Origin of the sequence: Streptococcus sp. HMSC064H09 (genome assembly GCF_001812625.1) — a bacterium.
Taxonomy (GTDB): domain Bacteria; phylum Bacillota; class Bacilli; order Lactobacillales; family Streptococcaceae; genus Streptococcus.
This window is the reverse complement of the sequence record NZ_KV809622.1, coordinates 46,539-69,401: the sequence shown is the minus strand read 5'-3', so window position 1 is coordinate 69,401 and position 22,863 is coordinate 46,539. Positions and strand designations below refer to the sequence as shown.

The following is a 22,863-nucleotide window of genomic DNA, read 5'->3' as shown; positions in this document are numbered from 1 at the left end:
AGTTATTGTGTATTAAAATACTCTCTTTTTACTCATGTCAACAGAAATCCAGATATATCAAAGTTGTACTTTAATACTAAAAAAGAATCTCGAATATTTTTGAGATTCTTAGTCATACTCTATTTGTAAAGGGCTTCACCATTACTTTCGATAACAGACTTATACCAAACAAATGATTTTTTCTTATAACGAGCCAAGCTACCACTACCATCATCATTGCGATCAACGTAGATAAAGCCATAACGTTTACTGAGTTCAGCCGTTGAAGCTGATACCAAATCAATTGGCCCCCATGTCGTATAGCCCCAAAGTTCTACACCGTCTTGAAGGGCTTCGCCAACTTGAATCAAGTGTTTTTGAAGGTAATCAATACGATAATCATCTTCAACTGTTGGACCATCTGGGCCATCAACGAGAACATCCTTGGCACCTAAACCATTTTCGACGATAAACAATGGCAACTGATATCGATCATAGAAGTCATTCAAAACTAATCGAAGACCGATTGGATCAATAGCCCAACCCCATTCAGATTTTTCAAGGTAGGGATTTTCGACACCACCTAAGATGTTGCCTTTTCCAACCTTATAGTCTTGCGGATTGTGTGCTGTTGCCACAGACATATAATATGAGAATGAAATAAAATCAACGGTATTCTTCAAGATTTCTTCATCACCTGGAGCAAATTGTATTTCAATACCATTCTCTTTGAAATAGCGTTTAATATAGTTTGGATATTTCCCACGCGCATGGATATCTGAGAAGAGATAGTTTTGATTTTCAAACTCGTGAACAGCCAACTGATCCAAAGGATTTGCTGTCATTCCATAAGCTGGCATGGCAAGAACCATACATCCAATCTTAAAGTCAGGGTTGATTTCATGACCGATCTTGGTTGCTGAAGCCGAAGCGACTAACTCATGGTGAACTGCTTGGTAAAGATCCTGTTTAGAGAGCTCTTCCATCGGAGTTGAAATCCCACCTGACATGAACGGTGCGTGTAAAACAGAGTTCACTTCATTAAAGGTCAACCAATATTTGACCTTATCTTTATAACGTGTGAAGACTGTACGAACATAATTCTCATAAAAACCAATTAATTTACGATTAGTCCATCCATTGTACCGACGCGCCAAGTTGAGTGGTGTTTCATAATGGGACAAGGTTACAAGCGGTTCGATGCCATATTTGGCCAATTCATCAAAAACCTTATCGTAGAAGGCTAGACCTGCTTCATTTGGCTCGGCATCATCACCATTTGGAAAGATACGAGTCCATGCAATTGACATGCGGAAGACCTTAAAGCCCATCTCTGCAAAAAGTGCTATGTCTTCTTTATAACGGTGATAGAAATCTATACCTTCTAGTTTTAGATTATCTGGTGTTGGTTGGTCAGTAATCAAAGGATTCAAGGCCCCGGGTTCAAAGGGAACACCGCCTTTTGGCGTTACATCCTGTACGGACAAGCCTTTGCCATCTAGGTTGTAAGCACCCTCAAACTGGTTGGCAGCTGTTGCACCACCCCAGAGAAATTCTTTCGGAAATGTATATGTCATCTTTTATCTCCTTGCATTGTTCAATTTACTAATAGTATAACACTTAGAAAACGATTACACTTATACTATCTTCTTGAAATCTGATACTATAGCACGAAAAAAACAGACCGAAGTCTGTTTTAATTAGTCATTACTTTCAAGAGCATTTGCTGCTTTGGCTTCTTCTCGCCTAACAACATTATCTTTAACAATCTGATATAGGGTTGCGGCTACTGGCACAGAAACCAACATACCTAAGATACCACCCAAGGCAGAACCTATGGTGATTGCGAAGATAACCCAAATACCAGGAAGTCCGGTAGATCCACCGACCACATAAGGATAGATGAGATTCCCTTCAAACTGCTGCAAAATAACCACGTAGGCAACAAACAAAAGCGCCAAGGTCACAGAATGTGTCATAATCAAGATGGTACCAATCGTCACACCAATATAAGCCCCCACAACTGGAATCATTGCTGAAAAACCAATCAGGATAGAGATAGTTGCAGCGTATGGGAAATTAAAGATAATCATCCCAATATAACACAAGGTCCCCAAAATACAAGCCTCAAGCGACTGATAGACGAAGAAATTACGAAATCGATTATTGAGAATAGCAACTACATAGTGGAAAGTCTTACCATAACGTCCTAAATAGACGTCTACCAAACGATTGACCTGATTCCCAAGTTTCTCTTTTCCAGCTAAGACATAACAAGAAAAGACAATACTGATAAAAAGATTAATCAAGGTTGATGGCAGACTCGTTAAAGAAGTCAAGAAACTGGTCAAACCATTCATGATTTGTTGAAGCAACTGAGCACTGTAGCTATTGATTAGCTCTCTAACCTGTGTCACACCACCAAAATCTTGAATAATTTTTTGCAAGGATTTGTTCTTAAGCAACCAATTAATCAAATTATTAATAGCTGAGCGGTCTTGACTAATTAAGGTGTTGATACTGTCAATCAAATCAGGAAGGACAGTGAATACTACCCAAGTAAAGACCAAGCCAATGGTTCCCAATGCCGAGAGCAGAGCAATAGGTCGCTTGATTTTAGCGATAAAACCAAATGGAATAAACTTGACCAGCAGCTTCTCATAAAAAGACATCAGGATATTTACCACAAAGGCAATCCCTGCTCCAACCAGGAAGGGCTGACTGGCAACGTAAATGGTGTTACAAATTGAAATAACTGTTTCCCAGTAAGTATAGATCAAGAAACAGCTGAAAAAGAGGACAGCCAACCAAATGAACTGATTTTTTGTAAATTTCATAGGCACTCCATAATTTAAAATACCCTTCCATTATACACTAAGAAAGGGTTTCTTACTATCTTTGATCATGAAAGCCACTAAAATTCCACCAACTCTTGATCCGTTAAAGAATCAATCAGTTTGACAAAGTGAAAGTTCGATCCATCGTAATCAAAGACTAAGATGGCGCAATTGCCTGGACAAGACTGAAAGGTACGCTCCGGCTCCACAGCATGAAGAAAAGTCATCAAAGCTCCTGCGTGACTGACAGCCAAAATAGATTGGTTAGGATGTTTATCCACTATCTCTCTTGCACCATTTACCACTCGTTCTACAAACTGATCTTGACTTTCCCCACCAAACTGAGCATAATGGTCACCGAAATGCCCCTGAATTTGAATTTTAGGATGAAGATACTCCGGTTGCCCCTCAAAGATACCGAAGTGCATCTCTTTAAGTCCCTTAACACGTTTATAATCAGTACCCCCAGTAGCCAATTCAAGCGTATCAGAAGCTCTTTCAGTAGTCGTGCAGTAATACTGATCAAAAGTCAAACCATGTTTTTCAAAATAGGCACGCACCTGACGAGCCTGGTCCTGACCTTTTTCAGTCAAAGGGGAATCACACCAACCTTGAATTCGATTGAGTGTGTTAAAAAGTGTTTGTCCATGTCGCATTAAATAGAATCGTGTCATTCTTCACCTCCATAGATATACTCTTCTTCTACTGGATTATAAACTGAGACCAGTCCAAATTGACCTTGGTCATAAGTAAAGTGTAAAATACAACAATTTTTAAGACCACGAATATCTGGAACAGGATCTAAAACACGTCTACAGAATTGCAAAATAGATGGACCATGACTAACCAGCAAGGACTTAGAACCATCGGCCACACTCTCCATGATGGCCCTAATCGTCAACTCCATACGATCCCGGACCTGGCTCGTACTCTCGCCACCAAATTGAACAAAGTAATCACCAAAGCCTTGTCCATCAGGTAAGGTTTTAGGAGTAAGATACTCTGGCTGCCCTTCAAAAGCACCAAAATCCTGTCCTTTAAGCCCTTTAAGTCTTTCATAGTCTGTTCGTCCAGTCACAATTTCTAGAGTATCGCTAGCTCTCTCAGAGGTTGACGTAAAGACATGATCAAAAATTGGCTCTTGCTTGGCTAGATACTGACCAGCCTTTTTAGCCTGTTCAATCCCGACTTCCGTCAAAGGGGCATCGCAGACCCCCTGAAGCCTATGATGAACATTAAATCGTGTTTCTCCATGCCTCATTAAATAAAATTCTTTCATAATGTTACCTCTAAACCAGAAATCGGATCAATCACCTGAAGAAGCTCCAATTGACCTTGGTTATAATCATAAACACAAATATTGCAATTCCCAAAACGCACTCCTTCAGGAAAGGCTAAGTCTATGGTAATGATTAATCCCCATAAAGCCGCCCCATGACTGACAAATAGGAGATTCTCAGCACCATCTTTAGTATGTTCTTCTGCTTTCTCTACGACAGTCTTTAAAACCCTCTGTCCAACCTTGCGAATATCTTCGCCACCGTATGGGACCAAGAGATCTTCAAAGGATCGTGAACCTGGACGATGTTTGGGTAGGAGATGCTCTGGTTGAGCTTCAAAAGACCCAAAATTCATTTCTTTAATTCCCTTGAGCTGGGTTACAGTGTACTCAGGCGCCACAATCTTTGCCGTGTCAGTTGCTCTCTCTTGCGTAGATGAATAGACAGCATCAAAGGAAATACCTTTCTTCGCAAAGTACTGCTTAGCTTGTTCTGCCTGACAGATTCCATTTTCAGTTAGGGGAGAGTCACACCATCCCTGAACACGCTTTTGTGTATTAAATAATGTCTCACCATGTCGCATTAAATATAATTTCATTTCTTTACCACCCTTTTTTAATATAAACCTAAATAATCTTCTAAGATAGTCAAGACACCTTGATCCTTATGATGCGGTGCTACTTGGTCTGCCACTTGCAAAAGAGCAGGGCTGGCATTTTCCATCGCATAAGAATGACTAGCCATACGCAAGAGCTCAATATCATTGTCACCATCACCAAAAGCCATAACATTTGCCTCATTCAAGTCCCAATGGTTAAGAAGCTGCTTAAGCCCCCAAGCCTTGTGCATGCCTTTTTGAATGAAGTCAATAGCACCAAAACCGCTTGGAACAGCGACAAGATTACCATCAAAATCACGATTAAAATCCTCTGAAACACGATTGGCTTCTTCAGGACTCAGCAACATGGTGATCTTTATGAAATCATCCTCTAAATCCTTCAACCTATTCAAACGGTGAATGGATGCTTCCATAGCGGCTTGCTCTTCTTCTGTTATCATCTCTTTACCAAAATGTAGTTTCGTTCCTGATAGCATATAAGCAGATTTAGCACCATTAAATATAGTTGGTTTATCTAACAAATCATAATTAAAATAGCTTAGCAAGTTTTCAACATCATTTGATGCCATAAACTCCTGACACAGAAGCTTGCCATAGCTAACCACCTGACCACCATTTTCGGCTACAAAATGCAGGCGGTCAAAAGTCTCCGCAAACATCGGTTTAAGGCGACTCATACTATTACCTGAGGCAACAACAAAGTGCATATCACGCGCAGTCATGGCATCCAAAATCTGACTAAAACGCTCCTTATCATAGCTCCCTTTATCGTCTAAAAATGTTCCATCCATATCTGATGCAATCACCTTAATGGTCATAAAGCACCTCCTTGACTAACTTATCCCTATTATAACCCTTTTGGAAAACGCTTACCAGTACCATACTAGGAAAAACTGATACTATTCTTGGATATTTAATGGTCTTAGGATTGTTTTGTAAGCCTAGATTGTTTATAATTATAGTATGAAATTGAAGAATATTTTAAGAATACTATTTTCTCTTCTAATGATAGGTGCCATAGTTGGTGGACTGCTCTACCTCACCATCTATTTCAACAATCGAGATATTAAGAAGCTTTCCATGCCATCAAATAAGGATGGATTGAACTTTACCATAAAGAATAAAGAGCTCTTAGATCAGTCTGTCTTACTTGAAAAAGGCAATATTAAAAATGTAGACATGCAGATTCTCTCCTTCAAGAAGGACGGAAAATATGTCCTACAAAAAGGAAGAACCGAAGATAATAATCCTGAACTCACAGAGCAAAGTATTAAGTACGAAGCTAAGCGACGAGAAGCTCTTGCTCTTATTAACTCTGGTTTTTGGTCTTACGAAGGGTTAGATCGTCCTTTCACTCAAAAGGAAATCGAATTGGGCAAAACAGGCCTTCTATATGGAGATGATCAAAATAATATCACTGCCGGAACCTATCCAAATATCGACACAGCTAAAATGTTTACCCACATGGGAAGCAACGGTTGGGATACAGGTGCCTTTGGTATTCTCATTAAGGATAAAAAAGTAGATAAGACCTGGGAAAAAGGTGACCCTGACCAACCAAATGCTCGTTCCATTTACGTAGAGACCTATGATGGTATTATCCGTATTATCCAAACCTATGGCCACAACTCCCTTAATAAGGGCTTGAATCACGAAGACGTCTATAAGCTTTTAAAAAATATAGGCTACTCGAATATTCGTCTTGCCTTCCTACTAGATGGTGGTGGAACGACTCGTATGTACACGCGATCTGATAATGGTAAGGAAAAGGTTGCTGGTGCCTTTGTCGACAATAGAACCTATATTGAGTACCTCTACCTCACCAAGCGTGATACTAATGCTGCTGATCCAAATATATGGCGTGATCCAGAGCTCGTAAAAGCAGGTAAATCCAAGTCAATCACTTATGACGACTATATTGAAGCAATCTATTCAAATGGAAAAGTTCCAGGAACCCAATACCAGTTTGAAGTCTCCAAATAATGCAAAAAATCCTCACAAGCATGAGGATTTTTTTTCTTATTTTAAATTGTTCAATGCAGTAAGTAGGTAGTGACCATCACGAATACCTTTACCGACACGCTTGGTATTTTCAACCAAATCTTGGTAATCAGTATCTGAAAGATTGTCAATTGTCGCCTTCAATTCATGAAGTGACTCTACTGCAATTCCACAGCCGTTCTCAAGCACAAAATGAGATAAGGCTGACTGTTTCCAAACGACAAGTGGGAATCCTGAGGCCAAGTAAAGTGACGCCTTGTGAGAGTTGTTATAGCGAAGGTACTCGCCGAAAACACCACTACATGTCTCAGCACTGTCGCCATCCCAGACAAGCCCAAAACCACCCTCAAGGGCCGCAGGAAGCTCATCAGGTAGGAAGGAACCAAAGTAGTTCTCATTCTCAAGAGCTCTGCTTTCGTCGAAGCCGACACCATAAAGGTTATAAGCAGGTTCTTCAGGAAGAGAGTAAAGATAACCAGCTTTTTCTTGTGCCAAGTTACCAGCTACAATAATTGGCTGATTCTTTGTAAGACCCGTCTTCTCTTGGAAATTTGGAATCAAATAGTCAAAAATACCAAGACTGACAATCTTATCTTCTGCAACCCCTTTATCCACTAAAACAGATTTCATAATTGGATTGTGGGCAATGATACCATCAGCTACACCAAGAAGACCTGATTCTTGAATTTGAACCCGAATCTTATGTTTCAAAGGTACTGTATCCAAATTGGCATAGCGTAAAACTTCCAAATCGTGGATAATAAAATGAACTTTTACGCCTTTTTTCTGTGCTTTCTTTACATGATGTGTTGTGAAAAAACTATGATGAAGCATTGGGAACTGGATAAGTAACTCATCACCTTGCTTTAGTTGATTCAAGGCCTGTCCAAAAGCCTTCGATTTATGAAGTTGTGCTTTAAGTGTACTCATCTCGTACCAATTATCAACTGAAAGAACCAAGGCTTGATAACCTTCTCTCTTTACAATTTCTTCAACATCATTACGTGCCTTATTACCGGCATTTTTAACATTGTTATCGTGTAAAAATTCTTCTTTTAAATAGTATTTCATCTCTTATTTCTCATTTTTCAAAAGCTGATTTTTCAGGATAGCGTTCTTGTAAGATTTCCTTAAAACGAATGATATTCTCCTCTTTAAAGTCAACTTCATCATTCACACAAAGCAATTTTTTATGTTTATCTTTAAAGATACTCTCTAACCTATCTATTTGATGTAAATTTATCGTTTCACCAAAATTCTTTGATATAGGATAAAACTGATTACTTTCAATATGCCAATACTGACAGATATATTGATTAACGTCTACTTCGTAGTTTCTAATTTTATTTCGTGACGTTCTATCTAAGGTTTCTCCCTCAATTTGCCATAAATTCGCCAAGGTGCTTTTTTTCATTGGTGTAGCTAAATGGTTGTTCACATAGCCAGTCGGCCCCCATGGCAAAAGTAGCAAGTTTTTCAAAACTAAATGCCCATAGCGGTAGTTAAAAAATTTCCAAGGCGAGGACTTTAGGGCCTTCTTATTAGGAAAATGACGATAAATTAACTCAACATTTTTGTAATATGTATTTGTATAAGCTGACCAAGGAACCAAAGCATCATATACAGCAAAAAGCTTAGGTTGACCATTTTTATAAAAATCCGAAGGTTGACTATCCCTAATCAAGTACACATCATCATTGAAATAGAGATAGTTTTCCGACAAGCCTTCGATACGATGGAGATTAAGCTCAATTGCTGCTGAATTATAGGTAGGTAGATACTCTTCAGGCATAAATTCCTTATGAGTAATCCATCTGAGTTTTGGATGCTCCAAGTTCAACCAGTCAGGTTTTTGTCCGTTGGTAACTAAGTAAACATTATTCACCCAAGGGGCATGTTTTTCAATCATTCGGAACCAGTAATTAAAAATTCCAAATTCACGGTATCTTAAATCTCCATCAACTAATTCATTAGAAACTGAGATTTGGCCTGTTACTTCTTGTTTCTCACGGATAAACTCCGGGTCACTGCCATCTACCCAGAGGACAACGATATCAATTTTTTCTTCTGTCATTTACTAAATTCTTTCTCTACGACTTCCAAGGCACGCTCAATCACCACGTGCATGTCGTAGTATTTATAATCTGCAAGACGTCCACAGAAGATAACCTTGTCATTTTTCTCAGCTTCTTCTTGGTACTTAGCAAACATGGCATTGTTCTTTTCATCATTGATTGGGTAGTATGGTTCATCTCCACGTTTCCAATCGGCTGGGTATTCACGTGTGATAACTGTCTTAGGTTGTGTACCATACTCGAAGTGCTTATGCTCAATGATACGAGTATAAGGAATCTCACGCTCTGTGTAGTTAACCACGGCATTTCCTTGATGATTTTCTTCATCCAAGACTTCGTGTTCAAAACGAAGACTGCGATACTCCAACTCACCATGTTTATAATCAAAGTACTGGTCAATCATTCCTGTAAAGACAACTTTTTCAGCTGAAGCTTCAAGCTCTTCACGATTGGCAAAGAAGTCAACTCCAAGCTCTACTTCTACATCTCCAAGCATATTTTCAATGATGACATTGTAACCACCGATCGGAATTCCTTGGTAACGGTCATTAAAGTAGTTATTATCAAAAGTCAAACGAACCGGAAGACGTTTGATGATAAATGGTGGAAGGTCTGTGGCAGAACGTCCCCATTGTTTTTCAGTGTATCCCTTGATCAACTTTTCGTAGATATCTGGACCAATCAACTTGATAGCTTGTTCTTCCAAGTTTTTAGGCTCAACATCTTTCATATCAGCCGTTTGCTCAGCAATCTTGTCCTTAACTTCTTGAGGAGTCTTAGTGCCCCACATAGCATAAAATGTATTCATGTTAAATGGAAGGTTGTAAAGACTGCCCTTGTAGTTAGCAATTGGTGAGTTGATATAGTTATTAAACTCAGCAAATTGGTTGACATAATCCCAAACTTTTTTATTTGAGGTATGGAAAATGTGGGCACCATACTTGTGAACGTTGATACCTTCAACATCTTCACAGTAGATATTGCCACCGATGTGATCACGCTTGTCAATCACTTTTACTTTTTTGCCACGTTTTGTAGCTTCATGTGCGAAGATTGCCCCAGACAAACCAGCACCAACGATAAGATAATCGTACATATTTTTCTCCTTAGTTTTTCATTAACTGTTGCTTCAAGTCTTTCATATCAACGACACGTAAGACAATAATCAAGACAATATAAATGATAGCACCGACAAGACCATCTACTGCTACATTTAGCATTGGTTTCAATTGCACAAACATCTTAAAGACAACGAGTCCAAGATACATGACAACTGATGCTAAAATAATTTTTGACATGGCTGGAAGGATTGACACATCTTTGATGAATCTCCTTGAAAAATTCAATTGAATAACCCATACCAAAGCCTCTGTTAAAACTGATACAATTGAGGCCCCGACAAAGCCAAATGGAGGAATTAACAAAAGATTAAGTCCAACACTGACAACAGCCGGAATAGTCGTAGAGAGCATAAACTCACGATGTTTATTGTGTGGAATCAAAATCTGGATTCCCATAATATTTGTCCAACCGATAAAGAACATCCTAAAGACCATAATAGCAATGGCAAGATAAGCCTCTTGGAAATCTTTCCCTAGGAAGAAACTCACAAAGTCCTTATTAACAATCAAGAGACCTGCTATAATCGGGAAAATCACAAGATTATAAATCAAGAAAGACAACTCATGCATCTTGTTAACGGCCTTATGGTCTCCGCTAGATAAAAGACCAGATACCCTAGGAAGCATTACACTACCTAAAGACGTCACTAGTGTTAAGAGGATATTGATAATCTTCAATGCCTGATCATAAATACCGACGTCATTGGTAGATGACAAGGCACCCAACATCGTACGATCCAAAGTCACGTATAGTGAAATGGCAACCTGAGGGAGAAACAGCAAAATAACAGGTTTAAGATGTTTCTTAGCATAGGATAAATCAAATTGCGGTTCTCCAATGTAAGGTCTCGCTGGTAACCACATACTTAATTGCCCAAGCAATTCAAAGAAGGTCAATAGGAAAACATAGAGATACAAATCACCAGGTGTTTTCACAAATAGGAAGATAGAAATAACTCCTAAGACCTTTACCGTTGTATTCCTTGCGGTAATACGACGAAAATCCTCCAAACCTTGGAATAACCAAGAAATATCCATTCCTTTCGATATCAAGCTTAATCCTAAGATATAAGCCACCATATTTTGCATACCAGGAAAGAACAAACATAATGATGTATACAAGAAAAGAGACAAAATAGTCGCAATCAATTGGAGGGTATAAATACCCCAGAAATTTTTACGAATATCCTTTCGATGTCCTGAAATCTCTTTAGTACCATAGTTAGCAACACCTAAAGTCGCTAAAAGAATAAAGTAGGTCACAATCGAATTAAAGTAACCATAAGTACCTAAATCCTTAGAACTAAAAATCCTAGTAACATAAGGTGTCGTAATGATTGGTAAAACAATGACCAGTAATTGATAGGAAAGATTGTAGGCGTAATTTTTTAAAACTTTCATATGTATATGACTCTGTCTAGACTTTCTTGATGATATACCTCTGTTTCAATTACAAAAAATCTTTATCAGTCTTCATCACAAAGAGTCGACTAATCAATAAGATAAGAGGTGAGTAACGAAGAACAAGCATTTGCGGATCAAACATGCCATGAATAATCATAACACCTAAGCAAGCAAGGACAATATCTTTTCGATTAGTCACAAAATAATTCATGACACGTGTTAAAGCAAATAACATAAATGCACTAACAGCCAATCCATCAATTACGAGTAACTGCACAAACGAGCTATCAATAAAGTTATAGTTGCTTGAATAATTACCGAAGATGTCCATGGTTGTAAATGAAATTGGTCGACCTAATAAGGAAACTCCGAAGTTTCGGAATCCTTGAACACTAAGTCTTAGACGATTATGTGTAAATTGGTCAACAAGATGGAATAAATCACCAGTTGAATAGAAACAGAAATAGAGGGTTATAGCCAATGCTATAATAAAACCATATTTGGCAAGATTTGCTGTTATAACATTACTATCTATGAAATCAAATTTAAAGACCTTAAGACTAATTAAAGCATAAGTCAAAATCAAGAGACTTAGATAAAGTGGACTTGAGGTTGAGGTCTGTTGGTACATATAAAACGTAGCAAATAGTAGAGCTAACAACTCTATATAAGTAACCTTCTTCCCTCTAAACATAAGATAGCTACATAGGGCAAAAAACATACGTTGAGAAGCAAAGGAAACATAGTTAAATCCTAAACTATAACGATAACCACTATCAGCACTCATCAACATATTAGAAATAATGCCCATCTTACTAGCTAGAATAGTTACAAACAGCACTAAAAAGGTGGCGAAGGAGAAAGTCCCTAATAACTTCTTGAACTCTATATCCCTAGCTGAAAAAACCAACAGCAAAACGTTAATATCAGGAAGACCATCTCGATTTTTTGACACAATTAACATGGTCAAGGTAAATAATAGGAAAATTATTAATTCCTTCAAGTGGTATCTGAAATAATTTATGGTATCAGGAAGATTAATGAGTTCCTTTATCGTAATCATAACTATTGTAAAATATAACAAGATACGATAGAGGGACAAAAGACCATCCACCCTTACAAAATAAGTTGTAGTTACCAGAGATGCAAATAATACCCAAATAAAAAGAGTAAATAAATAGATTTTCTCTGAGATAAAGCGACTGCTATTCACAAGTACTTTCCATACCTTTCAATTATTCTTATTAATGTTGTAATATCATCTGCATTTTTTTGAGGTAAATCAAAAAAATATACATTCGACATCTTAACAACATTTTTATGAGGGGATTTAATATTGAAGAATCATTCCTAATAAAATCTGCCATATCTTTACTTTTACAAATTTCTTTAACGAGCTTAACTTTTTTTGTAACTAGTAATTTTTGCTTAGAAATATTGTAAATATTGCCCATCAATATTCTTGCCTTAACAGTATTATCAAGATTTGAACTATCTATATGCCAATCCTTTAGTAAGCTATCAACCAACTTCAACTCTTGAAGCTGATACTGAAGACGCTTAGGGTTATATCCCGACATAGCAGAACCTTTCCTGCCGATAACATAAACATAGTAGGAATCTTGAGAAAGATAAACCTTGTTCACATTACGATAAACATTGAGATTGAAGCGCACATCTTCACCCAACTCATACTTCTCAAAAGAAATATTAGTTTTGATAAGAAATTCTCTCCGATAAAACTTATTCCAAACAGTATAAAGCATATCCGATAAGAATAAGTCTGTAAATATCTTGATAAAATCATTTTTATCGTATAGCCCACTATAAGGAAGACACTTTTTTGTACGATTCCTCTCAGTCAGTTCCTGTTCAAAAGAATTATAGTAGCTAAATACAAGTAAATCTAAATCAGGCACAAGCTTATCTTCAAACTCAGCAAAGAGATTACCAACAAGATAATCATCACTATCAACGAAGTAGATAAACTCTCCCCTGGCTTTGGATAAGCCAAAATTACGGGCCGAACCAACACCATGGTTTTCGATATGATAGACAGAGATATTTGCGTACTCATTAGCATAAATATCACAAATACTACCACTACGATCTGTAGAACCGTTATCTATCAATATAATTTCCAAGTCATTATAACGCTGAGAAAGAATACTTTTTACACAACGATTTATGTACTTTTCAACGTTATAGACTGGAATAATAACAGAGTATTTCAAATTAAACTCCTAAATCATTTCAGAAAATGTTTTGAATACTGAAGGCTAGTCTTAATACTTTAAGTCTAAACAGTATATATTTTAACTTATTTGGTTGGTCTTTCATTTGAGAAAGAGAAACACTATTCTTAACTAATTCTTGTTTTACTTCTTTAGTAATGTCTATATATTTTTTATCTAATTTAGATTTATATAAACTTGCCAAGATATGAGTCAAGCCATTCACATAATATAGCTGTAAAATTTGTATTTCTTCTTGATTCAATTGAGAACGAACAAAATCAGAATAGAAAATATCTTTATAAAATCCAAACATATCACTAAACTTCTGCTCATTCCAAGACTGTGTAATGGAATCAGGATTATCAATTAAATAGTGATAATACTTTTGATTGGTAGCAAAGACATTTTTGGCTGAAAGAAAAAGCTTGTAATTGGTTCCCAAATCTTCATAATATTTTCCTTTTGGAAAAGAAATATTATTATCAATAAATAGAGACTTTTTATATATTTTGTCGTTGGCAAAACCTGTGATATAACTATGCTTGAGCATTTGGACAAAAGCATCTTTACCTTCAAACACTTGAGTTACTAATGGATCTGAAACTATAGGATCTTCTTCACCCTTCACAAACTCACGGTTAAAAGAAACGATATCAAACTCTTGGGATTCCAACACCTCTGCTAATTCTTTAAAAGTTTGTGGTTCAAGCCAGTCATCAGAATCAGGGAAATAAACATAGTCCCCCTTTGCATGTAAAATCCCTGTATTGCGAGCTTCAGAAAGCCCTCCATTTTCTTTATGAATTACTGAGATAAAGTCATAAACTTTAGCATAATCATCACAGATTTGAGGAGAACTATCAGTACTTCCGTCATCTACAAGTAAAATATCATAATTATGCCACTCTTGGACAAGAACGCTTTCTACACAACGTTTTAAATACTTTTCGACATTATATACTGGAATTACAACAGTTAAAAGTGGTTTCATGGATTCTTCACCTAAATTTTTTATTTTATGTTAAATCTTCTCCGCCCTTATTCAACCAAGTTACAACATTAAAATAGCGGTGGTAAGTTTTCAAATCAATCCCAACATGTCCTTGCTTCTCAGCTGATTTAAAATGGACCAATGAAGGTAGATTACTGTAATTCTTCGAAGAGAAAATCACCTTACTCTTGTATGGAAGCTCTTCGAACTCTTTCATCAGCTCGTAGTACAAGCATCATTATCATTGAACTTGAAATACAAATTATCCCAATGTATTCTCTTCAAATGGCGGTTCCATTTTTGAGTTGCTTCCTCTTCATCAGCATAATGCAGGAAATGAAGTTCAATATCATCAAGAAGTGCTAAAGGATAGGCATTATCAAAGTCTTTGATGTATTTCGATTCCTTAACAAATGTCAAAGAGATACTACCACTCAAATAGTGTTTTAAATTCTTAAGCATCTTGATGTAATCAGGAGAAAAGACAAACATCCCTACAAATGGTGTTTGATAAGGTAAGCCCAATTCCTGATAGACTTTTCCAGCCCAACAATTATCACAAATGATCGTAAAATTTTTATTCTTAAGTCTTCGTCTAGGAATAAAATTAATAATTGGATAAACGATTGGTTATAATTTATTTTTTAGTGTTTCACTGTTCATATTAGTACTTCTTAGAACTTCTTTTTATTTCTTATATAGCTCTGAGAAATTACGAATATAACTTTGTAATGAGAAGAGTTCTTTTTGGCGTTTAACAGAGGCCTTGCCAAATTGCTCTCTCTTCTCAGTGTTATCAGCCAATTCTTGGATGGCCTTAGACAATTCTGCAGGCTGATTTGGTGTGGCAAGAAGACCGTTTTCACCCTCCTTAACCATTTCACAGACACCACCATGACGGTAGCCGACTACAGGTTTGCCACAAGCCATTGATTCGAGAACTACGGTTGGTAGGGGATCTGGATTGGTACTTGGCAAGACAAAGATATCAAACATATTATAGAGCTCTGTTGTCTTACTATAATAATTGATACGCTTGATTTGTCCAGCTACTGGTGAGTCTGATATTGCCTTTTCCAGCTCATCAACACGCCACTCTTCACCTTCAAAAGCACTCCCTGCCAGAAAGGCTACTGCTTTTGGATTAGCCTTTAAGATTGGAGTCACTGCTTCCAAGAAATCGCCTTGACCTTTCCAAGCATTCACTCGACCAACCATTCCGATAACCAAGGCATCCTGTGCGATACCAAACTGGTCACGAACTGCGCTGGCATCCATTTCATGATAGACGGCATTGTCAACACCATTATAGATGACCTGAACTTGGTCATTTTTTACAAAGCGAGACTGCTTCACGTGGTTGGCCACAGCATTTGAAACTGTCACAATCGTATCAGCATAACGCCCCATCAAAAAGTTGATGAAATCAGAGATTGCTTTTGGTTTGACGATAATCTCGTGAACATGCCAAATCAAAGGAAGTTTCAACTTACGTTTGAGATAAATTCCCTCAAGTACCGCAGTCGTATTATTGTGAATAAGAGTAATGCCATTTTCCTTAGCATATTTAGCAATTTGCTTTGAATAACGATTATAAGAGCCAAAATACTCAAGAATTCCCTTAGGATTAAAATACTTCCGGCGCAAGATTGGATAATCGATAACTTTTACCTTAGCACCAACCTTTTCCAATGCACCCACTAAGACGCCATCGTTGGGCAAAATGACATGAGCCTCAAAGGCTTCTTTATCCAATCCTTTAATAAGCTCCAACAAAACCTTATCAGCACCATACATTTCGGCACCAGCGTGAAGATATAAAATTTTCTGCATTTCTATCCTTTAAATACTTTCTCGTAGTCTGTAACAATTTTTTCCCAAGTAAAGGCTTCTTCGATACGTTTACTTGATTTTTGATTGAGGTCTGCGATAGCTTGTTCATCCAATTGTTCAGCTTGATTAATGACACTTGCCAATTGGTCTTTTTTCCAATAGAGAGCACCATCTTCACCGACTTCACGGTTAAAGCCAACATCCAACAAGAGATTGAGCTTAGTTGACTCAAGTGCCTCAAGAAGTGATGGATTGGTTCCACCTACCTCATGACCATGGAAATAAGCAAAGGCATTCTCACGAATGTACTTGAGCAATTCTTGGTCATAAACAGTTCCGACAAACTTCACACGAGGATCCTTGTCAAAACCAGTTTCCTGGCGCAACTTGTCGTAAAATTTGTTTTCTTCAACATTGGTAATGAGAACAAAATCCTTATCGGAGCTAGACGCCATAAAACCACGAATCATAGCCTCATAGTTATTTTCAGGCACAAAACGTCCTACAACAAGATAATAATTGTTTTCAATAACACCCTTTTCGAAGTACCATGTGCGTACCTTATCATCAACCTTAGTCAATCGAGATTTAGTTGTATCAGTTCCATAGGCAATATAGGTTGTTTGAGGACGATACTTCGCATAATCATTTTGAATATAAGATTCAATGTTTTTACTATCACAAATCAAGAGATCTGCATGTTTAACCATGAGTTGCTCTGAAATTTTCCAATACTTACGAACCGGAAGACTCCACTTTGCACGAAGCCATTCATGACCATCCGGGTTAACCATAAGGGTACCACCGATAGCCTTGATTTTCTTTTTAATACCTGAGATAAATGGACCAATTCGGCAGGCCAAAACATAGAAGATTGGTGCTTGATCATTATTTTCCTTAGCAATCTCAATGGCCTTATTAAGAGCTGCGATGTCATAAGCGATGGCACGTGCGGGCCCGATATTTGGGACGTCAATATTGTAGCATTTAGCACCGTTATGTTCGAAAGTATCTGCTGTAATTCCTGATTTAGCAGAATTTTCACGCATACAAGCTACATAATATTGGATATCTTTGTCTTGTTGGAACTCTGTCAACTTCTCAACAAAGGTCTCAAATCCACCATATTTTGCTGGAATTCCCTTAGAACCAACGATATAAACTGTTTTTGTCATTTAATCACCATTAAAAGAAATGGAGAAAGCCATCACTTTGCTCCATCCTTCATTACTACTACTTTAATTGTTTTCAATAATATTTTGATATCGCGCCAGATTGTCCATCCGTCCATATAAGCAACGTCTAGTTTTACAACTTCATCAAAATCAGTAATTTCACTTCGACCGCTTACTTGCCAAAGACCAGTAATACCTGGTTTAAAGCTGAGGCGACGTTTTTGTTCAGGTGTATAAGATTCGTACTCATCCAATGTTGGTGGACGTGTTCCTACCAAGCTCATATCACCTTTTAGAACATTCCAAAATTGTGGAAGTTCATCAAGACTCGTTTTACGAATGAAATGTCCAATTTTGGTAATACGTGGATCATTGTCCATCTTAAACATACCACCAGACATTTGATTCTGTGCCATCAAATTCTTCTTAATTTCTTCCGCATCAACACGCATAGAACGGAATTTATAAAACTTGAAGATACGTCCATTTTCTCCAACACGATCTTGAGCAAAAATAGCTGGTCCTCCATCTTTACGAATAAGAGGATAAAGGAAGATTCCAACAATCCCACAGAGCACCAAACCAACTAGGGCTCCACAGATATCGAGGAAACGTTTCGCCATGATATCTCCATAGCTATAAAAATGCGTTGAAAACGTAACAACTTTGAAAGGACCCAATTGTTGGATACGTTTTTCACCCTGACTCATAAATTCAAGGGCATTCAAATTAATAGAAACTGGAATTCCCATGAGCTCAAAAGGTGATGCATAATCCCAAATCTTATACTGCTCACTTGGCAGATTAATCAAAACTTGGTCTACTACTGAGTGTGTCGCATATTCAATCAAATTTTCAGGTTTAACACTCTTGATAAATGGATCCGTGAAATAAGGATTATCCAAGACACAAACTGCTGTAATCCTACCATCCATATTGTCTTTCATACGAGACAAAACATTTTCAAGACGTGCCTGATCAGAAATCAAGAGAATATTCTTGTTACTTTTACGACGGGTATAAATAGATGAGCGGAAATACTTAAGAACTGTATTTGTAAAGTATAAGAGAACACCTGAAATTAGGGTGACGTAAAGAAGTCCGCGACGTGAGATTGAAAAACTTCCATCTGCAAAAAATGAGAGGAAAGTTGCAATTAGAGCAAATATGAAACAATATTTGACAGTTGCAATGAGTTCATCCAAGTAGCCTCTATACTTAAGATTTTCATAATAACTACTAATATAGTAAGACACTACATGTACGACACCTAAAAGGACAATGCTTCCTTGGGTAATCTCTGTATATGGTATTTTACTAGCTACCATGGCTGCGAAAACAACCACAACCAACTGTATAATACCAATTTCAATGCGACGAATTTCTTGTTTTTCTTTCACTCTAAACCCCTTTTTAATCTGTTAAGGTATAAGGAGCCGCATCATCCCCATTAATGCTATCCTTTTCTACGACGATGTGCTCTTGAATGACCTTCTTTTTGGTCTGATTTTTTCCCGTACTCACCATATGATCCGTAAGAACCATATGATCCATATTTATCAACTGTCATGTCAACTTTATTAAGGACGACACCTAAGAACTGAGAACCACTTTGTTCCAATTGTTCAACAGCCTTAGTTACGAAGCGACGTTTGATTTTCCCAGCTGCTGTAACCAAAAGACTAGCGTCAGCCTGATGGGCAATAATAACAGCATCAATGACCAAACCAATTGGTGGCGTATCAATTATGACATAATCATAACGACTACGAGCAACTTCCATCAAATGTCTAAAATTGTCATTTTGCAAAAGACTTGTTGGATTAGGTGGTACAGGACCAGATGCAATGACATCCAAACCTGAAATATCAGTTTGACAAATCGTTTCATTTAAATCAGCATTTCCAGAAAGGAAATTTGAAAGGCCTTTATAAGGCTCATTTGATTTAAATGTACCTGACAAAACAGAGTTACGAGTATCTGCATCAATGAGAAGTGTTCGGAGCCCGACACTAGCAAATGAAATCGCCAAGTTAACAGATGTCGTTGATTTTCCTTCACCAGCTTCAACAGAGCTAACCGCAATCACTTTCATCTGAGCACCAGAAAATTGAATATTTGTGCGAATGGCATTGTAATACTCTTCTGTTTGTTTGGCAAAGTTTTCTTTAGATTTTACTAACTTTAATAGAGGCATTTCTTCTCCTTAAATTTTATCTGTATCAGGGACAATTCCAAGAAGTGTCATTCCAAGGGCATCTTCCACATCTTCTGGACGGCGAATACGATCATCTAGGATTTCACGTACCAATACACCAACCACTGCAAGGAATCCTCCAAGCACTGCTCCAAGAAGCACATTACGTTTGATATTTGGTGAAGATGGTGACTCTGGCAATTTAGCTTCTTCAAGCGTTGTAACATCTTCAACTTTTGTCACGTTCTTGATTTTTTCTGAAGCAACTTCACGAACCTTATTGGCAAGTGTTTGCGCATCTTGACCAGTTTTAGCATTAACAGAAATTGAAATAAGACGAGTATCAGTAGGAATATTAACTGAAATCATTTTAGCAAGTTCTGCTTCTGTCATATTCAATTTTTCATCTTTGATAACTTCTGACAAGACATCGTTTGATGTAATAATTTCTTTGTAGTCTTTTGTCAAAAATGTACCGGCCTGCAAGTCTTGAGCAGAAAGGTTTTTGCCATCATTAGCTTGATTAACCACATAAATACGTGTAGACGATGTATATGTTGGCTGAATGAGGAAGTAAGTTCCTAAGAAGGCAAAGACAGCGACATAAAAGGCTGTAAATAAAATAAATACTTTTTTAGTCCAAAGTTTTTGCAATAGTGCAAGTACATCGATTTCAACACGCTTCGTGTTTTCCTGAGTCATAGTTTCTCCTATATATATTGATTTTCAAGTAGTGTTTGTGGATTTTCGATAAAAAGGTTACGAGCACGTCTCGTTCCGTAAGTCTTTTCGATAATAGCGTAAGCATCTTTCATAAATGGTGGTCTTGGACCAAGATTATGCATGTCACTAGCAACCATATGAACCAAATTTTTCTCCAAGAAATAACGAACACGTTTTTTTCTTACTTTATCTTTATCTCCAAAGAGCTTTGGTTTTAGAACATGAGAGCTATTAACTTGAGTATAGCACCCCATGTTGATGATTTCTCGAACACGGTCAGCATTTTCTTCGAGGGCATCATAGCGCTCAATATGAGCAACAATAGGCGTTACCCCCGCTCGCAAAACATTACTAAGCCCACTATGAATTTCTTTCCAAGATGTGCGAGCACTAAACTCAATCAAAGCAAATTGAGTGTTGTGCATACGCGGAATAAGATTCTTTTCAAGTTTCTCCACAATGTCTGAGGTGTAATAAAGTTCACCACCATAATAAATAGTTAAGTCTGGATAAAGTGCTTCTGCTTCTGCTTTTACCTTAGAAAAGTTGGCAAAAATTTTATCCTCTGGAGTCTCAAACATCCCCTTACGACGGTGAGATGTTGAAACAATCTTACGTACCCCTTGGGCATAGCTTTCACTAATAAGGTCTAAACTTTCTTCTAAAGTTTTAGGACCATCATCAACATCAAAAACAATATGTGAGTGAACGTCAATCACTTATTTTTCCTCCATCAGATTTTTGATAGCTTGAGAGGCACTTGCCACACTCGAATCATCTAGTTTCATCATGTAAAGACTAGAATTTGGCATAGCATAAGAGGTCAATTGACCAGTAGAACCAGTACCAGTTACTGCTTGAGACGTTACTTTAAATTTAGAGCCTGAATCAAGTTGTGTATTAGCCAAAGCATTAATGGTATCCAAAGACATATTTGTCTGAACAGAGTCTTGGAGATTATTAACGATTGAAGTAAAGTTTGATACAGATTTTAGAGAAGCCAACTTGTTTACAATCGCAGAAATAACTTTCTCCTGATTTTTACCACGGTCATTATCTCCGCCATCTAAACTATAGCGTTCACGAACAAATCCAAGTGCTTGCTCTGAATTCATTTGGATATCTCCAACTGGAAAATCAAACTTCCCATGAAGACTTGTGAAAGCTTGATCATTATGGACTGTCACACCACCAAGTTGGTCAATCAACTTAAGGAAAGATGTGAAATTAATTCGTGCATAGTAATCAATATTAATGCCATAAAGGTTTTCCAGAGTTTTTTCAGATGTTTCGACACCATAAATACCTGCGTGGGTTAATTTATCATACTGGTCTGCCCCACCATCAGGAATCTTAACGTACGCATCACGTGGAGTGGTCGTCAAGAGAATCTTATGTGTGTTCATGTTAACGGTCATAATGATATTGACATCTGAACGTGACACTGTTGAAATCGAACCGTAGGTATCAATACCACTAATATAAATATTGAAGACTTTTGAATCTACTTGTTTTGCAGAGTTGCTATTCTTCTTTTTAATTTTATAAGTATAAATTGTTTTTAGATTTGAAGCATAATTACTATCGACAGACTCTAATAGGCTAGCATAAGAGCCACTCAAGACCATAGCTTTAGATTTGCCAGACTTAAGATTATCATAAGCTTCTTGATATGAGGCAACATCATCAACTTTAACATCAACTTTTTTATCTTTTTTGAGAGCTGACATCAAGGTCTCGATATTGTTCTTATCAACCTTAGTAGGTGCCTGTACGCTAGTAAGCTGGCTCACATCTTTGATGTCACTTTCCTTAGGAACCACGATGCTCATTTCTACTTCAGAAAATGCTGCCGTCTGATTCATACGGTTAGTGATGTCAATCATTTGTTTAAAACCAAAAATACCAACCAGAGAAACTAGCGAGAAGATAACCAGTACAACCGTTGTCACTAGTGGTGATTTCTTAGTCTTCTGAAGGAAGATGCTAATAGCAAGAACTACCAACAAACCAATGGTGATAATGATGTTCAAAAACCTAAAGGATAGGAAATTATAATTGAACATGGTGAATAATAAGACCAATGCTAAAATAGCATACAGAATGGTCAACCCAACGTTGACCATCCCCCACGATCTATTACTCGTACGTTTTTGCTTACGATTCGTACGCGAACTCATATAAATTGCTCCTATAAATTAAAATTAGACATTTCCCATTATCATTATAACATTACTATAACTTCATTTCAATTGTCATTCTTTTTAAAAAAGAAGAAACCGTTTTTCATTATGATATCAAGCATTTAATTTCTATCATTTTTCATTGTTTTGTAAGTTCTTTTTCACATTTTTAGCGGTTGTTTTTTAAATTGTCGGATATTTACTTATT

Annotated in this window: 21 protein-coding genes and 1 pseudogene; 1 reads left to right on the top strand and 21 read right to left on the bottom strand. The window is 37.2% G+C overall.

What is annotated here, in order from left to right:
* Positions 1 to 119 precede the first annotated feature (119 nt).
* The 6 genes from HMPREF2867_RS09275 to HMPREF2867_RS09250 all read right to left on the bottom strand — a co-directional run bounded on the left by HMPREF2867_RS09275 (position 120) and on the right by HMPREF2867_RS09250 (position 5,533).
* Entirely contained in the window at positions 120 to 1,556 is a 1,437-nt protein-coding gene (locus HMPREF2867_RS09275) for a glycoside hydrolase family 1 protein (protein WP_021144203.1), read from the bottom strand.
* Positions 1,557 to 1,679: 123 nt separating this feature from the next.
* Positions 1,680 to 2,816, bottom strand: a complete 1,137-nt coding sequence (locus HMPREF2867_RS09270) for an AI-2E family transporter (RefSeq protein ID WP_070577199.1) — start codon at positions 2,814 to 2,816, stop codon at positions 1,680 to 1,682.
* A 77-nt stretch (positions 2,817 to 2,893) separates the two neighbouring features.
* Positions 2,894 to 3,490 carry a histidine phosphatase family protein gene (locus tag HMPREF2867_RS09265; protein ID WP_070577198.1) on the bottom strand — a complete coding sequence of 199 codons (597 nt, stop codon included), beginning with the start codon at positions 3,488 to 3,490 and terminating at the stop codon, positions 2,894 to 2,896.
* Complete coding sequence (locus HMPREF2867_RS09260; protein WP_037600594.1) at positions 3,487 to 4,095, bottom strand: histidine phosphatase family protein; 609 nt, start codon at positions 4,093 to 4,095, stop codon at positions 3,487 to 3,489. Before HMPREF2867_RS09260 ends, HMPREF2867_RS09265 begins: the two co-directional genes overlap by 4 nt.
* On the bottom strand, positions 4,092 to 4,694 hold the full coding sequence (locus HMPREF2867_RS09255) for a histidine phosphatase family protein (protein ID WP_037600592.1): 603 nt from the start codon (positions 4,692 to 4,694) through the stop codon (positions 4,092 to 4,094). Before HMPREF2867_RS09255 ends, HMPREF2867_RS09260 begins: the two co-directional genes overlap by 4 nt.
* Positions 4,695 to 4,711: 17 nt before the next feature.
* Entirely contained in the window at positions 4,712 to 5,533 is an 822-nt protein-coding gene (locus HMPREF2867_RS09250) for a Cof-type HAD-IIB family hydrolase (protein WP_070577197.1), read from the bottom strand.
* A 145-nt stretch (positions 5,534 to 5,678) separates the two neighbouring features.
* On the opposite strand from HMPREF2867_RS09250, the gene HMPREF2867_RS09245 reads away from it, so the two are divergent.
* Positions 5,679 to 6,698 carry a phosphodiester glycosidase family protein gene (locus HMPREF2867_RS09245; protein ID WP_173018474.1) on the top strand — a complete coding sequence of 340 codons (1,020 nt, stop codon included), beginning with the start codon at positions 5,679 to 5,681 and terminating at the stop codon, positions 6,696 to 6,698.
* A gap of 36 nt (positions 6,699 to 6,734) precedes the next feature.
* Here HMPREF2867_RS09245 and HMPREF2867_RS09240 read toward each other — a convergent pair whose 3' ends face one another.
* From HMPREF2867_RS09240 to HMPREF2867_RS09170, 15 genes and pseudogenes are all read right to left on the bottom strand, one after another.
* Positions 6,735 to 7,787: a glycosyltransferase gene (locus tag HMPREF2867_RS09240; protein ID WP_070577195.1), complete on the bottom strand. Its 1,053-nt coding sequence runs from the start codon at positions 7,785 to 7,787 to the stop codon at positions 6,735 to 6,737.
* Positions 7,788 to 7,797: 10 nt separating this feature from the next.
* On the bottom strand, positions 7,798 to 8,790 hold the full coding sequence (locus tag HMPREF2867_RS09235; RefSeq protein ID WP_070577194.1) for a stealth family protein: 993 nt from the start codon (positions 8,788 to 8,790) through the stop codon (positions 7,798 to 7,800).
* The gene (gene glf, locus HMPREF2867_RS09230) at positions 8,787 to 9,887 is read right to left on the bottom strand and encodes a UDP-galactopyranose mutase (RefSeq protein WP_060972915.1); all 1,101 of its coding nucleotides are present in this window, start codon (positions 9,885 to 9,887) and stop codon (positions 8,787 to 8,789) included. The genes HMPREF2867_RS09235 and glf overlap by 4 nt, the downstream gene beginning before the upstream one ends.
* A 10-nt stretch (positions 9,888 to 9,897) precedes the next feature.
* Complete coding sequence (locus HMPREF2867_RS09225; RefSeq protein ID WP_070577193.1) at positions 9,898 to 11,313, bottom strand: flippase; 1,416 nt, start codon at positions 11,311 to 11,313, stop codon at positions 9,898 to 9,900.
* Positions 11,314 to 11,362: 49 nt separating this feature from the next.
* Entirely contained in the window at positions 11,363 to 12,529 is a 1,167-nt protein-coding gene (locus HMPREF2867_RS09220; protein ID WP_070577192.1) for a polymerase, read from the bottom strand.
* Positions 12,530 to 12,560: 31 nt separating this feature from the next.
* Positions 12,561 to 13,550 (bottom strand): glycosyltransferase family 2 protein, encoded by a 990-nt coding sequence (locus HMPREF2867_RS09215; RefSeq protein WP_070577191.1) that lies wholly within the window; start codon positions 13,548 to 13,550, stop codon positions 12,561 to 12,563.
* A gap of 19 nt (positions 13,551 to 13,569) precedes the next feature.
* Positions 13,570 to 14,544 carry a glycosyltransferase gene (locus tag HMPREF2867_RS09210; protein ID WP_070577190.1) on the bottom strand — a complete coding sequence of 325 codons (975 nt, stop codon included), beginning with the start codon at positions 14,542 to 14,544 and terminating at the stop codon, positions 13,570 to 13,572.
* Between the two features lie 25 nt (positions 14,545 to 14,569).
* A pseudogene (locus HMPREF2867_RS11795) lies at positions 14,570 to 15,171 on the bottom strand (DUF1919 domain-containing protein).
* A gap of 60 nt (positions 15,172 to 15,231) precedes the next feature.
* Positions 15,232 to 16,377, bottom strand: a complete 1,146-nt coding sequence (locus HMPREF2867_RS09200) for a glycosyltransferase family 4 protein (RefSeq protein ID WP_070577189.1) — start codon at positions 16,375 to 16,377, stop codon at positions 15,232 to 15,234.
* A 2-nt stretch (positions 16,378 to 16,379) separates the two neighbouring features.
* Positions 16,380 to 17,552, bottom strand: coding sequence for a beta 1-4 rhamnosyltransferase Cps2T (gene cps2T, locus HMPREF2867_RS09195; RefSeq protein ID WP_070577188.1), 1,173 nt, complete (start codon positions 17,550 to 17,552; stop codon positions 16,380 to 16,382).
* Between the two features lie 32 nt (positions 17,553 to 17,584).
* Complete coding sequence (locus tag HMPREF2867_RS09190; protein WP_070577187.1) at positions 17,585 to 18,952, bottom strand: sugar transferase; 1,368 nt, start codon at positions 18,950 to 18,952, stop codon at positions 17,585 to 17,587.
* Positions 18,953 to 19,008: 56 nt separating this feature from the next.
* Positions 19,009 to 19,749: a tyrosine-protein kinase gene (locus HMPREF2867_RS09185; protein ID WP_002890888.1), complete on the bottom strand. Its 741-nt coding sequence runs from the start codon at positions 19,747 to 19,749 to the stop codon at positions 19,009 to 19,011.
* 9 nt (positions 19,750 to 19,758) lie between these two features.
* Entirely contained in the window at positions 19,759 to 20,451 is a 693-nt protein-coding gene (locus HMPREF2867_RS09180) for a capsular polysaccharide biosynthesis protein (protein WP_048790943.1), read from the bottom strand.
* Between the two features lie 8 nt (positions 20,452 to 20,459).
* Positions 20,460 to 21,191 (bottom strand): capsular polysaccharide biosynthesis protein Cps4B, encoded by a 732-nt coding sequence (gene cps4B / locus HMPREF2867_RS09175; protein WP_070577186.1) that lies wholly within the window; start codon positions 21,189 to 21,191, stop codon positions 20,460 to 20,462.
* Complete coding sequence (locus HMPREF2867_RS09170; protein ID WP_070577185.1) at positions 21,192 to 22,652, bottom strand: LCP family glycopolymer transferase CpsA; 1,461 nt, start codon at positions 22,650 to 22,652, stop codon at positions 21,192 to 21,194.
* Positions 22,653 to 22,863 lie beyond the last annotated feature (211 nt).

Bases quoted from the DNA above. Each gene is read 5' to 3' on its own strand.
- HMPREF2867_RS09245 (WP_173018474.1), top strand. From the start codon at position 5,679: ATGAAATTGAAGAATATTTTAAGAATACTATTTTCTCTTCTAATGATA.
- HMPREF2867_RS09240 (WP_070577195.1), bottom strand. From the start codon at position 7,787: ATGAAATACTATTTAAAAGAAGAATTTTTACACGATAACAATGTTAAA.
- HMPREF2867_RS09225 (WP_070577193.1), bottom strand. From the start codon at position 11,313: ATGAAAGTTTTAAAAAATTACGCCTACAATCTTTCCTATCAATTACTG.
- HMPREF2867_RS09185 (WP_002890888.1), bottom strand. From the start codon at position 19,749: ATGCCTCTATTAAAGTTAGTAAAATCTAAAGAAAACTTTGCCAAACAA.
- HMPREF2867_RS09210 (WP_070577190.1), bottom strand. From the start codon at position 14,544: ATGAAACCACTTTTAACTGTTGTAATTCCAGTATATAATGTCGAAAAG.
- cps2T (WP_070577188.1), bottom strand. From the start codon at position 17,552: ATGACAAAAACAGTTTATATCGTTGGTTCTAAGGGAATTCCAGCAAAA.
- HMPREF2867_RS09200 (WP_070577189.1), bottom strand. From the start codon at position 16,377: ATGCAGAAAATTTTATATCTTCACGCTGGTGCCGAAATGTATGGTGCT.
- HMPREF2867_RS09270 (WP_070577199.1), bottom strand. From the start codon at position 2,816: ATGAAATTTACAAAAAATCAGTTCATTTGGTTGGCTGTCCTCTTTTTC.
- HMPREF2867_RS09170 (WP_070577185.1), bottom strand. From the start codon at position 22,652: ATGAGTTCGCGTACGAATCGTAAGCAAAAACGTACGAGTAATAGATCG.
- HMPREF2867_RS09260 (WP_037600594.1), bottom strand. From the start codon at position 4,095: ATGAAAGAATTTTATTTAATGAGGCATGGAGAAACACGATTTAATGTT.
- HMPREF2867_RS09265 (WP_070577198.1), bottom strand. From the start codon at position 3,490: ATGACACGATTCTATTTAATGCGACATGGACAAACACTTTTTAACACA.
- HMPREF2867_RS09255 (WP_037600592.1), bottom strand. From the start codon at position 4,694: ATGAAATTATATTTAATGCGACATGGTGAGACATTATTTAATACACAA.
- HMPREF2867_RS09180 (WP_048790943.1), bottom strand. From the start codon at position 20,451: ATGACTCAGGAAAACACGAAGCGTGTTGAAATCGATGTACTTGCACTA.
- HMPREF2867_RS09250 (WP_070577197.1), bottom strand. From the start codon at position 5,533: ATGACCATTAAGGTGATTGCATCAGATATGGATGGAACATTTTTAGAC.
- glf (WP_060972915.1), bottom strand. From the start codon at position 9,887: ATGTACGATTATCTTATCGTTGGTGCTGGTTTGTCTGGGGCAATCTTC.
- HMPREF2867_RS09275 (WP_021144203.1), bottom strand. From the start codon at position 1,556: ATGACATATACATTTCCGAAAGAATTTCTCTGGGGTGGTGCAACAGCT.
- HMPREF2867_RS09235 (WP_070577194.1), bottom strand. From the start codon at position 8,790: ATGACAGAAGAAAAAATTGATATCGTTGTCCTCTGGGTAGATGGCAGT.